The sequence below is a fragment of the Seonamhaeicola sp. ABD4_340 genome (genome assembly GCF_056312135.1).
The window spans coordinates 63,996-77,107 of sequence record NZ_CM149981.1 but is presented as its reverse complement, the minus strand read 5'-3'; the positions used below and the strand labels follow the sequence as shown (position 1 = coordinate 77,107).

Here is a 13,112-nt window from a genome sequence, read left to right as displayed (position 1 = left end):
CTATTTTTAATGAAACATTGTTATTGGTTACTTATATTGCTTTTTACTGTGTTATTTAGCTCATGCATTACAAACAAAGATGTGGTGTATTTGCAGGATAAAGGAACATCAATAAGTGATTCGCTTCAAATTAAAGAACTTTCAAAACCATACAGAGTTCAAATTAATGACATTTTGTATATAAATGTTAAGGCTTTAGATGAAGAGTTGGTTAGTATTTTTAATCCAACATCTCAAGAAAACTCTGGGCAAAACGTAGGTGGAGCAAATTTATACTTTACGGGTTTTACTGTTGATTTACATGGCAATATAAAGTTTCCTATTTTAGGCGAAATTAATGTGTTAGGTTATACAATTAAAGATATTGAAGCCAAAGTTAAAACAGAACTTTTAAAACAATATTTTAAAGAAACTGCTGAAATTTTTGTTACTGTAAAATTAGCTGGTTTACGTTACACTGTAACAGGCGAAACTGGAGGAACAGGTGTTTATACGTTGTACCAAGATAGGGTTAATATTATTGAAGCTTTAGCAAATGCGGGTGATATTAAAACCACTGGAGACAGAACCGATGTGTTGGTAATAAGGCAATACCCAGACGGACAAAAAATACACCACATAGATTTAACAGATGTTACAGCTATGAAATCGCCTTTTTATTACATTCAGCCTAATGATATGATTTTAGTAAAACCTTTAAAACGTAAGGTTTTAGGGGCTGGCGAAACTGCTACGCAAACTTTAACAACGGTAGCGTCAATTTTTTCAGTATTAGTTTCTACGTACTTTTTAGCCAAAAACTTGTAAGTTGTATTTATGGATGATGAATTTGATATATTAGAAAATACGGGCACCACACCAGCCTCTGCATTTGATATAAAAAAGTTTTTGTTTAGAGCTTTAAGCTACTGGAAATGGTTTATACTGCTTTTGGCCATTAGCTTTTACTATGTGCATTATAAAAACGTAAGAGAGGAATTCTCGTATAGATTAGGCACTAAAATTTCTATTGAAGATGATAGTAATCCGCTATTCACATCAAACGCAAGTTTAACTTTTAATTGGGGTGGCGTAACAGCAAAAGTTCAAACCTTGGTTGTTACGTTAAAATCGCGTTCGCACCATGAAAAAGTAGTTGAACGCTTAGAGTTTTACAAAAGTTATTTAACCCAAGGGCGCTTTAGAAAAGAAGATATTTACAAAGCAGCGCCTTTTAGGTTTAATCATGAATACAATGCACATCAATTAATTAATTTACCCGTTAAAATTACCTTTTTAAACAGTGATACGTTTGAGTTAGAGGTAGATTTTACTGGAACAACCGTAGCTGCGCAAAATTACATTACCAAAAACATTAAAACTATTGATGTTACTCCAGGTGTTTTTACAAAACAATTTAAAATAGGTGCACCTATAAATTTACCATTTTTAAAAGGAACCCTAGTTTTAGCAGAAGACAGAATAGTGCGCCCAGAAACAAGTTATTATATTCAGTTTAGTAATTTTGATAGTGTTGTGGCTAGTTATAAAGGCAGAACATCTGTATCAAATCCTGCAAATTCACCAATTCTTGATATATCGTTAATAGATAAAAATACCGGTAAAATAGTTGATTATTTAAACACAATAGTAACTGTTTTAAGCGAAGACCAACTAAATAGAAAAAACCAATATGCAACTAATGCCATTAAGTTTATTGATGAGCAAATATCAAGAGTAAAAGGCGAGTTAAGTAAAAATGCTGAAGATTTAAATGAGTACCGAAAAAAGAATAAAATATTTAGTTTAGATGATGAAAGCGTAATACTAAATGAAAAACTTACAGATTTAGATGCTGAAAAAGAAAGTATAAACAGACAGCTAAATTACTACGCAAATTTACAAGGGTATTTAACTACAAGTAGCACTTTTACTGATATTCCTGCGCCATCAATAGCAGGTATAAATGATGTTAATATTTTGAATAATGTGTCTAAAATTAATGAGCTTTCGGTTCAAAAATCAAAACTTCAATATTCAGTACGTAATGATGCTAGTATTTTTAATGATTTAAATAGGCAAATTGAAGGTTTAAAAAATGTATTACTTGAAAATATTAAAGCGGCTACCAATGTGCTAAAACGCGAATCAAAATTAGTTAGTAGTAGGTTAAGTAAAGTTGAATCTCAATTTAGTAAACTACCCGAAGACCAACAGCGTTTAATTACCATAGAACGCCAATATACATTAAGTGAGCAAACATATAATGTGTTTTTAGCTAAACGAGGTGAAGCAGAAATTATAAAAGCATCAAATGTATCTGATATTTTGGTAATTGATTCTGCTAAAAATACAGGCGCACAAGTTTTAGGCAGAAATTTAAATGTTAGGTATGTTTTTGCGTTTTTAATAGCATTAATTATTCCGTTAATACTGGCATTTATTTTTACACTATTAGACAATAGTATACATAGCCCATTAGATGTTGAACAGCTATCTCAAATACCTATTTTAGGTGTTGTAGGGAAAAATCCGTTAGATAATAATTTAATAGTACACAGAAAACCAAAATCGGCTGTAGCAGAATCTTTTAGAGCAATACGCTCAAATCTTCAATACTTCTATAAAACTAAAAATTTAGAAGGTGCTAAAACACTTTTGGTAACATCATCAGTTAGTGGAGAAGGTAAAACGTTTACTTCAATAAACATGGCCACCGTTTTTGCATTAAGCGGAAAAAAAACGGTACTTGTTGGTTTAGATTTAAGAAAACCAAAGATTTTTGGAGACTTCAATATTAAAAATGAAGTTGGTGTAGTTAATTATTTAATAGGGCAAGATACTTTAAAAGACATAGTACAAACAACTGAGGTTGAGTTTTTAGATGTTATTACATCAGGACCAATACCGCCCAATCCTGCAGAGTTATTAATTAGCCCTAAACTACATGAATTAATAACACAATTAAAACAGCAGTATGATTACATTGTTTTAGATACACCACCTATGGGCTTGGTAGCTGATGCTTTAGAGTTATTTGATTTTGTAGATACCTCAATTTACATGGTTAGGCAAGATTACACAAAAAAAGGCATGCTTAATTTTATAAATGAAAAATATAGAAATAAGCAAATACAAAACATTAGTATAGTTTATAATGGTTATGACCAAAAAGCGAAATACGGCTATGGTTATGGTTACGGCTATGGTTATGGCTATGGTTACGGTAACTATGCTAATGGATATCATGAAGCCGCTAAAGCAAAAACAGGATTAATTGATAAAATAAAATCTATAATTAAAAAATAAACCTACTAATAATTTAATTTTTTTGGGCAAGCATCAAACAAACGAGTGGTTATTTACAATATCTTCTAAACGAAAATTAATAGATTTAAATTTAAAAGAAGTTTGGAGGTACAGAGATTTACTAATGCTTTTTGTTAAGCGTGATGTTGTAACAGTATACAAGCAAACCATTTTGGGGCCTTTGTGGTATTTAATAGAGCCTTTATTTACCTCAGTTATTTTTACATTAATTTTTAATAATGTAGCAAATATTTCAACGGGAGCAGTGCCTTCGTTTTTGTTTAATTTGGCGGGTATTACCATTTGGAACTATTTTAAAGTGTGTTTTATGTCAACTTCAAATACTTTTTCTGCCAATGCAGGCATTTTCGGAAAGGTGTATTTTCCGCGTATAATAGTACCATTATCGGTGGTTATTTCAAACTTATTAAAATTTGGTATTCAGCTACTTGTTTTTGCGGTATTCTATATATATTATTACAATAAAGGAGCAGAAATTTCATTAAATAAGCATACCTTTTTATTTCCTGTAATCATTATTATTATGGGTATGTTAGGTTTGGGTTTAGGTATGGTAATTTCTTCATTAATAACTAAATACAGAGATTTAAAGGTTTTAATTAATTTTGGTTTACAATTACTTATGTACATTTCTGCAGTTATGTATCCTGTTTCTTTTTTCAAAGAAAAACTTCCTGATTATGCGTGGGTAGTAGAATACAATCCGTTAACCTTTGTTGTTGAAAGTGTTAGGTATATGTTGTTAAGTTCGGGTAGTTTTAATGTTGAAATGTTTATTTATACATTGTCTGTTACTCTGGTAATATTTTTTATAGGAATGATTATATTCAATAAAACAGAAAAGAATTTTATTGATACGGTTTGATGATGAGAAGTGAAGGATTATAAAATTTAAAGCTAGTTTAGCATAAAAAAACAAGAAAAAGTTTGTAGTGATACAACTCACTAAATAATGAGTGATATTATATTAAAAGTTGAAAATTTAAGTAAGCAATACCGTTTAGGGGTTATTGGTACGGGTACCGTTAAAGATGATTTAAAACGGTGGTGGTATGGCGTGCGAGGTAAACAAGACCCGTTTCAAAAGATAGGGGAAGAAAATGATAGAACTGCCAAAGCTAATTCTAATTATGTATGGGCTTTAAAGGATATTAATTTTGAAGTTAAACAGGGCGAAGTATTAGGTATTATTGGTAAAAACGGCGCAGGCAAATCTACTTTGCTAAAAATACTCTCTAAAATAACAAGTCCAACAACAGGTTGTGTAAAATCTAAAGGTACTGTAGCTTCTTTATTGGAAGTTGGAACAGGGTTTCACGGAGAGCTTACGGGAAGAGAAAATATATACCTTAACGGAGCCATTTTAGGAATGACCAAAAAGGAAATAGCCTCTAAAATAGACGAGATTATAGAGTTTAGCGGCTGTGAACGTTATATTGATACGCCAGTAAAACGGTATTCATCAGGTATGACAGTAAGGTTAGCCTTTGCGGTAGCCGCTTTTTTAGAACCTGATATTTTGATTGTTGATGAGGTTTTGGCTGTTGGTGATGCCGAATTTCAAAAGAAAGCTATTGGGAAAATGCAAGATATTTCTAAAGGAGAAGGTAGAACGGTACTTTTTGTTAGTCATGATATGAATGCTATATCCATACTAACACAACGTGTAATTGTTCTTAAGCATGGAAAGGTACATTTTGATGGTGACACAGACTTCGGGATAAAAGAATACTTAAAAGGCGAATCTAATGAGGTTAGTTATTCGTTTTTAGGAGAAATTAATAAACCTACAGTGACGCATGTTTATTTAAATACTAGTTTGCCAAATAATGTTCACGAGTTTGGTAAACCTATTAGTTTTGTTTTTAAGATAGCATTACCTTTTAATGTAAATAATTTAGCACTTTCTTTTCAAATAATTGATGAGTTTCAAAACCCGATTACTCATGTTTGGATTATTGATTCTCAAAACAATATAAAAAGAGAAGAAGGATTATATGAATTTAAATGTGAAATAGGCAATCCTAAATTATATATGGGTGAATATTCATTACGAATTTATTTATCTGATTCTAAAACTAAAGAGCGATTTCATTTTTTAGAATCTGTTTGTGGTTTTAAAGTACAAATGATGAAAACCGAAAGACAAGATTTTAAATGGTACAAAGGAACCTGTAAATATTTAGAAGAAGCTACTTGGTCAGTGATTAAAGAAGTATGATTATGATTAAAAGAATAAAAAAGAAGATATATAATAAATTTTTTAAAGAGTTTCATGTTAATAATAAACAATCTGTTGTAAATATTAATTATTCAGATATATCTAAAGAAGAAAGTGACATATTAAAAAAAGTAATGCCATATACATTAACAAGCAAAGAGCGCATTGTAAGTTTAATTAGAGCTGTTAAATACATAGAAAAGAACAAGATTGAAGGTAGTATTGTAGAATGTGGCGTTTGGAAAGGAGGAAGCATAATGGCAGTGTTAAAAGCTCTTTCAAATTTGAAAAGTTTTAACAGAAACATTTATTTATATGATACTTTTGAAGGTATGAGTGAACCTACTGAAGTAGATAAATCTGTTAGAGGAGAGTCTGCTACAATTGCTTTTCATCAAAAAGATGAAACATGGAATAGGATTGAATGTTTTTCAGCTTTAGATGAAGTTAAAAATAATATTCAAGAAGTAAAGTACCCTCAAGATAAATTACATTTCATAAAAGGTAAGGTAGAAGATACTATACCTACGGTAGCTATTCCAGATAAAATAGCTTTATTAAGGTTAGATACAGATTGGTATGAGTCTACGTTGCATGAGTTAAATTATTTATATCCTAAACTCGTATCGGGAGGTGTTATAATTATTGATGATTACGGACATTGGGAAGGGTGTAGAAAAGCGGTTGAAGAGTATATAAATAATAATAACATCAAATTATTTTTAAACCGTATTGATTATACCTGTAGAATGGGTGTTAAAAATTAATAATGGAAAATTTTACAAGTATAAATTTCACATCGCAAAATTTAGATAGGTATTACATAAGAACCTCTATACTAAAAGCATTAAATAGAGCTATACCTCAATTATCTGGAAATCTACTAGATATTGGTTGTGGTAAAATGCCTTATAAAAATTATATTTTAGAACATTCTGAAGTAAAAACATATATTGGACTGGATATTGAAAATGCTTTAGAATACGATAAATCTATAAATCCAGATGAGACTTGGGATGGTAAAACAATGCCTTTTGAAAACGAAAGTTTTGATTGTGCCTTTGGAACAGAGGTTTTAGAGCATTGTCCTGAACCAGAAACTGTTTTAAATGAAGTTTTTAGGGTTTTAAAACCAGGAGGAGTTTTCTTTTTTACCGTACCTTTTTTGTGGAATTTACATGAAGTACCACATGATGAATATCGGTATACACCGTTTTCATTAGAGCGTCATTTAAAAAACGCTGGATTTAAAAATATAGACATAAAAGCTACTGGTGGCTGGCATGCTTCAATGGCACAAATGTTAGGTTTATGGGTTAGAAGAAGTGATATGTCAAGTTTTAAAAGAAGTATTTTGTCTGCTTTAATTAAACCGTTTATGTGCTATTTAATTAAGTTAGATAAGCCTGAGTTAGTCAATTTTAAAGAAGGGCAAATGGTAACAGGTTTATATGGTATTGCAAAAAAATGAAACAAAAACAATTAAACATAGCCATTTTTACTCCCAGTCAGAATCCTTATTCTGAAACCTTTATTCAAGCGCATAAAAAGCATTTAAAAGGGCGTATTTTTTATTATTACGGCATGGGGGTGCATATTCAATTAGAAGGAGGTGGGCGTTTAATGCCTGTTAGTCTTTATAAGCTTTATCGTATTTATGAAAAACTTTTTAAAAAAGGAAAAGCGTATTTATGGCACAAGCGTTTGCTTTACAGTTTAAAAAAAAACAAAATTGATGTTGTGTTGGTTGAATATGGTACCCATGCGCATCATTTACAAGAGGTTTTAAAAATTTCAAAATTACCTACGGTTGTCCATTTTCATGGCTATGATGCTAGTATTAATAGTGTTATAGAATCTTGTAATTATTATAAAGAGGTTTTTAGTTTTTCAAAAGCCATAGTGGTCGTTTCTAGTGTAATGAAACAAGTCTTGTTGAATATGAGGTGTCCTGAAAATAAGTTAGTTAAAAATGTTTATGGCCCACAGGATGTGTTTGAAAGTATTACACCCAGTTACAGTAAAAAACAATTTTTGGCAGTTGGTAGATTTACCGATAAAAAAGCGCCCTATTATACTATCATGGCATTTAATAAGGTTTTAGAAAAACATCCTGATGCTACACTGTTAATGGCAGGTGATGGTTTGCTTCTCAATACTTGTAAAAACTTAGTAAACTATTTAAACATTACTCAAAATGTTACATTTTTAGGCGTTATAACACCAGAAGCTTATGCCGATTTGTTAGGTGAATCTTTAGCTTTTGTGCAACATTCTGTTACAGCGGCTAACGGCGATATGGAAGGAACACCTTTAGCTGTTTTAGAAGCTAGTGTAGCAGGTTTGCCAGTTATTTCGACCTATCATGCAGGAATCTCTGATGTTGTCAAGCATGAAGAAACAGGGTTATTGAGTGAGGAACACGATGTTGAAACCATGGCGGCTCATATGTGTAAGGTGTTAGATAATTTAGATTATGCTAAACAATTGGGAAACGCTGGGAAAATTCATATAAAAACGCATTTTAGTTTAAAGCGGCATATTGATAGGCTACAGAAGGTTTTGAGTTATGATATTTAAAGTAAAGTGTAGTAATTTTTAGAGTATTAATTTTAATTTATGTACTAGCTCACTTCTAATCAATAGAAAATAATTAAAATGATATTTTGAACAGTAGTTTTACCTTATTTAAATTTATATTCTACTTGTTATAGGATACGTTTTTAATATTAATTTTTATTTTAGCGTGATATGTCTGCCTTATGCAAGAATCTTTAGTTTCCATAATTATTCCTACTTACAATCGTGCGCACCTTATTGGTGAAACTTTAGATAGTGTATTAGCACAAACTTATAGTAATTGGGAATGTATTGTTGTAGATGATGGAAGCACCGATAACACCCCAGAAGTTTTGGCTGCGTATTGTGCTAAAGATGCCCGATTTCAGTATCATAAAAGACCGTTAGAAAAGCCTAAAGGTGCTAATGCATGCAGAAATTATGGTTTTGAATTATGTAAAGGCGAATATGTGAATTGGTTTGATGATGATGATGTGATGTTGGAAGATTTTTTAAAAACAAAAGTTATTGCAATTAAAGATAGTACAATAGTAGTTTTTTGTTCGGGATTGATTGTTGATGATAAGTTGATAGGAAATGAAAAATTAGATTTAAAAATAAACGATAATCTTTTTAAAGATTATGTACTTTGGAATTTTCAAGTTATTACTAATTCTGTTTTATTTAGAAAGAAATGCCTAAATAAGAATAAATTATTTTTTGAGTTTCTAACTAGAGGTCAAGAAAATGAATTCTTTTCCAGATTGTTTTTTAAATTAAAAAGTAATAAATATGCAATAGTAAATACCCCTCTTTTTTTATATAGACAACATATAAATACAATAAGTGAAAAAAATAAGCTTTACGTAAATAGTTTTAAAGAGTCTTTAGCATATACTTATTCAGCTAATTTAGAAAGAGCCTTAAATTTAAAAGATTATCAATTATGTGATTTTTTTTTCAATTTGTTAATAAAGCTCTATTTTGAATCATTTAAATATAATCATAAAAAAAATAGAATTTATATTTCTAAACGGATAATTCAAGTTTTCTATAACTACCCACGATTATTGGATGTTATATTACTTTTAAATGCTATGACCATTACTAATGTAGAAAGCTATAGAGTATATAAATATTTAATAAGGAAAAAAATCAGGTAATAACATTATGGAAATTCCAAAAATTTTACATTATTGTTGGTATGGAAAAAAAAGAAAACCTAAGCTAGTAAGAGATTGTATTAAATCTTGGAAGAGGTACTTACCAGATTATAAAATTATTGAATGGAATGAAAAGAATTCAGATTTAAAGAAGCCCTTTGTTAAAGAAGCTTATGAAAAAAAGAAGTGGGCATTTGTTGCAGATTATGTGAGATTACAAAAGATATATGAGTTTGGTGGAATTTATTTAGATACTGATATGATGGTCTTTAAAAACTTTAATAAGTTTTTGAAAAACCAGTGTTTTTTTGGTGCAGAAAGTATAGACTTTATTAGCGCAGGAATAATAGGAGCAACACCGAAACATATTTTTATAAAAAAATGTTGTGATGCCTATAAGAGTATAGAGACTAAAGAGTTAAATGATTGTGGAAAAATAACAATACCTAAAATAATAACTCAAAAATTTTATGAGTTTTATAATTTTAATAATGATTTTAGTTCATTGGTTATTCAGGACGGGATTAAAGTATATCCTGCCTCCTATTTTTATGCTTTACCTTATAAAAATAGAGGCGATTTAAACAATTATAAAACCTATTTAACAAGAGATTCATATGCTATTCACTTGTGGAGTGCGTCTTGGATTGAATATTCAGAGTATCATTATTTTAGAACTGCACAATACCTAAAAGGCTTTAATAAAATGATGCAAGTAATTTATAAAAACAAAGGATTTAAACTCAGTTATATTAAAAAAATAGGTTCTTGTATAAAAGAATCGTTAAAAGATTAAGAATTGAGAAGTTTAGTATCTATAATCATTCCCTGTTATAATCAAGGTCAATTCCTTAATGAAACATTAAGTTCTATATTTTACCAAACTTATCGAGATTGGGAATGTATAATAGTAAATGATGGCAGTACTGATAATACAGAAATTATAGCTAAAACATGGGTAGCAAAAGATGTACGTTTTAAATATACCTATCAACCCAACAAAGGATTGAGTAGTGCTAGAAATAAAGGATTAGATTTGGCTAATGGAAACTATATTCAGTTTTTAGATGCAGATGATTGTTTACATCGAGATAAACTTAAACTATCATTAGATTTAATCACTAACAAGAGTGTGGATATTGTAATTTCAAATTACAACCATTTTATAACGCTTAACAAGTTGCAGCCTCCTTATAGCAACTTAAATCAAGAATTATTTAATTTACAGACTGTTTTATACCAATGGGATGCGGGGTTTTCTATACCAATTCATTGTGGTTTTTTTAAAAGTAATTTATTTACAAATTTTCGTTTTCCAGAACATTTGAAAGCCAAAGAAGATTGGGTTATGTGGGTGAGTTTATTTTATGAAGAACAAAATAAAGCGCTGTTTTTAGATAAACCTTTAGCTCTTTATAGAATCAATAACTCGAGCATGACAAAAACTAAAAGTTTGCATGATGATCAAATAAAAGCTTATGCTTATTTAAAAGGTTTATTAAGTGAAGATGAATTTTATAAACTGTCAACAACATTAATATCTAGATATTATAAGTCTGAAGAAGAGATAAAAAAAAGGTTAAGAAAGGTTAAGGCTTCAAAACCATATCAAACTGGGTTAATGATTAAGAAAATACTTAAAAAAATAGGGTTGTTAAAAATATCTAGACGCATATTTCCAATTTTATTAAAGTTTAAAACTAAACACTAAAAAGAGCTTATGCTAGCTATAGTCATTCCTTATTATAAACAAACTTTTTTTAAAGCTACGTTACAATCTTTAGCAAATCAAACCGATAAACGATTTCATGTTTATATAGGAGACGATGCAAGTCCAGAAAACCCTAAAAATCTATTAGATTTTTATAAAGACACATTAGACTTTCACTATACTAGGTTTGAAACTAATTTAGGAGGGATTTCGCTTGTAAAGCAATGGGAACGTTGTTTAGAAATGGTACAAAATGAAGTGTGGGTTATGATTTTGGGTGACGATGATACTTTAGGCCCCAATGTGGTAGCGTCATTTTATGAAAATTTAAGGTTTATTGAGAAAGAAAAATCTACAGTAGTGCGTTTTGCTACACAGGTTATTAATCAGCATGGAGAGGTTGTATCTAAAGTATATCAACATCCAAAAACAGAATTAGCTACCAATTTCTTACTCAGAAAGTTTAAAGGAGGTACAAGAAGTTCGTTAAGTGAGTATGTATTTAAAAAAGATAAAATACAGACTATTAAATTTAAAGATTTTCCTTTAGCATGGTCTAGTGATACACTAGCTGTTGTTGAGTTTTCAAGGAATAATCCTATTTTTACTATAAATAATGCATTAGTGTTTTTTCGGTTAAGTGGAAAGAATATAACAGGTCAGGGCGATTCTATTGAAAAAAATAAGGCTTGGTTTCAATTTTATAATTACCTACTTTCTAAGTATGGTAAACAGTATTCTAATGAGTTATTAGAGAAGTTGTTTGATAGACTTGAAAAAGTTCAATTAAATAATAAAAAGACACCATTACGGTGGCTTAAATTATTTTGGTTGTACATTGTGTTTTTTAAATATTCAAGGTTTTTATCATTATTTATAAAGATTAAACAAAGTATTTTATGAAATTTTTAATTATTGTTCAAGACCTACGCGTTAGCGGAACCAGTGCAGGTATTGGAAGGAGGTCTTTTTTGGCAAAATTACACAAGGTTTACCCAGAAGCTAAAATTTATGTGCATTATATAATTCAAAGAGATACAGAAGACCAATTAGATTTACTACCTGTAAACTCAATAAAAAAACATATTGTAAATACAAAAGTACCCAGGCATATTATATTTTTAAACCGTTTTTATTGGAGGTTATTCCATATATCGTTAAATGAACGTTATGTGCGTAAAAAGTATGCCAAAGTTATAGAAAAACTAGATTACAAGGTGTATGACCATATTTTTATAACGAGTTCAGGGTTAGAACATGAAACTATTTTGGCAACTCATAACTTGCCAATTCTAAAAAAGGCTATTTTGGTATTTCATGACCCTTATCCATTATCATGGTATGTTGGTAGTGATAAAAAACCTTCAAAATTAGATTTGTTTCGTCTAAATAAAATGATTGAGGTTGTAGATCAAGCAAAAACATGTGCTACTACAGCTAATTATATGTCTCAAGACCTTCAGCATTTATATGCTTCAAAAAAGAAGTTTTATACTTTACCTCATCAGTTTGACGCTGATGTTTTTGACCTTTTAGATACAAGCCAAGTGATAAAAAAATCAAAAAAAGTTAGATTGTCTTATAATGGAGCGTTTATGTTTGGGCGTAACCCAGATAACATGCTGATGGCATATAAGGCTTTGGTAAATGAGAACCCTATTTATAAAGAGCATACAGAGTTTGTATTACGTGTTAAAGGAGAAGGGATAGAAAATTTAAAACAGAAATTTAAGGAAACTAAAAATATCAAAATTTTAGAAACCTTAAATTTCTCTAATGCTTTTAACGAGCAAATTAATGAAAGTGATATTGTTATAATATTAGAAAATGGTCCAATATATTGCAATATTTTAGTGGGGAAAGCTCCATTTTTAGCAGCTTACAACAAACCTTTATTATGTATTTCACCAGAGAAAAGTGAATTGAGAAACATTATAGTAGATAAAAGGTGTATTGCAAATATGAATGACATAGCAGACATAAAAGAAAAACTAAATGTTTTAATTAATAATAGGTTAACTACTGATGAGATATTTAAACCCTTTGGAGATTACTTTAGTAATGAAAAATTTAAACAGAAATTAGATTTAATATTAAACTCTTTGAAATAAAATATAATTATAATTTATAAAAGTTAAAATGCGAATAG

Annotated in this window: 12 protein-coding genes; all 12 read left to right on the top strand. The window is 29.7% G+C overall.

Translation table 11 applies throughout. The annotated features are described in order from the left end of the window. Positions 1-9: 9 nt before the first annotated feature. The 12 genes from ACYX4H_RS00365 (at position 10) to ACYX4H_RS00310 (ending at position 13,074) form a co-directional block, all read left to right on the top strand. Positions 10-807, top strand: a complete 798-nt coding sequence (locus ACYX4H_RS00365; protein WP_476237267.1) for a polysaccharide biosynthesis/export family protein — start codon at positions 10-12, stop codon at positions 805-807. Between the two features lie 9 nt (positions 808-816). Then, positions 817-3,288 carry an exopolysaccharide transport family protein gene (locus ACYX4H_RS00360; protein ID WP_476237266.1) on the top strand — a complete coding sequence of 824 codons (2,472 nt, stop codon included), beginning with the start codon at positions 817-819 and terminating at the stop codon, positions 3,286-3,288. 22 nt (positions 3,289-3,310) lie between these two features. Further along, positions 3,311-4,174 (top strand): ABC transporter permease, encoded by an 864-nt coding sequence (locus ACYX4H_RS00355; protein ID WP_476237265.1) that lies wholly within the window; start codon positions 3,311-3,313, stop codon positions 4,172-4,174. Between the two features lie 87 nt (positions 4,175-4,261). After that, a complete protein-coding gene (locus ACYX4H_RS00350) occupies positions 4,262-5,530 on the top strand; it encodes an ABC transporter ATP-binding protein (protein WP_476237264.1) in 1,269 nt (422 codons plus the stop codon). Between the two features lie 2 nt (positions 5,531-5,532). Then, the gene (locus ACYX4H_RS00345; RefSeq protein WP_476237263.1) at positions 5,533-6,297 is read left to right on the top strand and encodes a TylF/MycF/NovP-related O-methyltransferase; all 765 of its coding nucleotides are present in this window, start codon (positions 5,533-5,535) and stop codon (positions 6,295-6,297) included. Between the two features lie 2 nt (positions 6,298-6,299). After that, positions 6,300-7,001: a class I SAM-dependent methyltransferase gene (locus tag ACYX4H_RS00340; RefSeq protein WP_476237262.1), complete on the top strand. Its 702-nt coding sequence runs from the start codon at positions 6,300-6,302 to the stop codon at positions 6,999-7,001. Beyond that, positions 6,998-8,110, top strand: coding sequence for a glycosyltransferase family 4 protein (locus ACYX4H_RS00335; protein ID WP_476237261.1), 1,113 nt, complete (start codon positions 6,998-7,000; stop codon positions 8,108-8,110). The genes ACYX4H_RS00340 and ACYX4H_RS00335 overlap by 4 nt, the downstream gene beginning before the upstream one ends. A gap of 182 nt (positions 8,111-8,292) precedes the next feature. Beyond that, positions 8,293-9,252, top strand: coding sequence for a glycosyltransferase family 2 protein (locus ACYX4H_RS00330; protein ID WP_476237260.1), 960 nt, complete (start codon positions 8,293-8,295; stop codon positions 9,250-9,252). 7 nt (positions 9,253-9,259) lie between these two features. Then, a complete protein-coding gene (locus tag ACYX4H_RS00325) occupies positions 9,260-10,048 on the top strand; it encodes a glycosyltransferase family 32 protein (RefSeq protein WP_476237259.1) in 789 nt (262 codons plus the stop codon). A 3-nt stretch (positions 10,049-10,051) separates the two neighbouring features. Beyond that, the gene (locus ACYX4H_RS00320) at positions 10,052-10,963 is read left to right on the top strand and encodes a glycosyltransferase family 2 protein (protein ID WP_476237258.1); all 912 of its coding nucleotides are present in this window, start codon (positions 10,052-10,054) and stop codon (positions 10,961-10,963) included. A gap of 9 nt (positions 10,964-10,972) precedes the next feature. Continuing rightward, positions 10,973-11,866 carry a glycosyltransferase gene (locus ACYX4H_RS00315; protein WP_476237257.1) on the top strand — a complete coding sequence of 298 codons (894 nt, stop codon included), beginning with the start codon at positions 10,973-10,975 and terminating at the stop codon, positions 11,864-11,866. After that, entirely contained in the window at positions 11,863-13,074 is a 1,212-nt protein-coding gene (locus ACYX4H_RS00310; protein ID WP_476237255.1) for a glycosyltransferase family protein, read from the top strand. Before ACYX4H_RS00315 ends, ACYX4H_RS00310 begins: the two co-directional genes overlap by 4 nt. Positions 13,075-13,112 lie beyond the last annotated feature (38 nt).

Excerpts from the sequence above, each read along its gene's own strand:
- ACYX4H_RS00365 (WP_476237267.1), top strand. The coding sequence starts at position 10 with ATGAAACATTGTTATTGGTTACTTATATTGCTTTTTACTGTGTTATTT.
- ACYX4H_RS00360 (WP_476237266.1), top strand. The coding sequence starts at position 817 with ATGGATGATGAATTTGATATATTAGAAAATACGGGCACCACACCAGCC.
- ACYX4H_RS00350 (WP_476237264.1), top strand. The coding sequence starts at position 4,262 with ATGAGTGATATTATATTAAAAGTTGAAAATTTAAGTAAGCAATACCGT.
- ACYX4H_RS00345 (WP_476237263.1), top strand. The coding sequence starts at position 5,533 with ATGATTAAAAGAATAAAAAAGAAGATATATAATAAATTTTTTAAAGAG.
- ACYX4H_RS00340 (WP_476237262.1), top strand. The coding sequence starts at position 6,300 with ATGGAAAATTTTACAAGTATAAATTTCACATCGCAAAATTTAGATAGG.
- ACYX4H_RS00335 (WP_476237261.1), top strand. The coding sequence starts at position 6,998 with ATGAAACAAAAACAATTAAACATAGCCATTTTTACTCCCAGTCAGAAT.
- ACYX4H_RS00330 (WP_476237260.1), top strand. The coding sequence starts at position 8,293 with ATGCAAGAATCTTTAGTTTCCATAATTATTCCTACTTACAATCGTGCG.
- ACYX4H_RS00325 (WP_476237259.1), top strand. The coding sequence starts at position 9,260 with ATGGAAATTCCAAAAATTTTACATTATTGTTGGTATGGAAAAAAAAGA.
- ACYX4H_RS00315 (WP_476237257.1), top strand. The coding sequence starts at position 10,973 with ATGCTAGCTATAGTCATTCCTTATTATAAACAAACTTTTTTTAAAGCT.
- ACYX4H_RS00310 (WP_476237255.1), top strand. The coding sequence starts at position 11,863 with ATGAAATTTTTAATTATTGTTCAAGACCTACGCGTTAGCGGAACCAGT.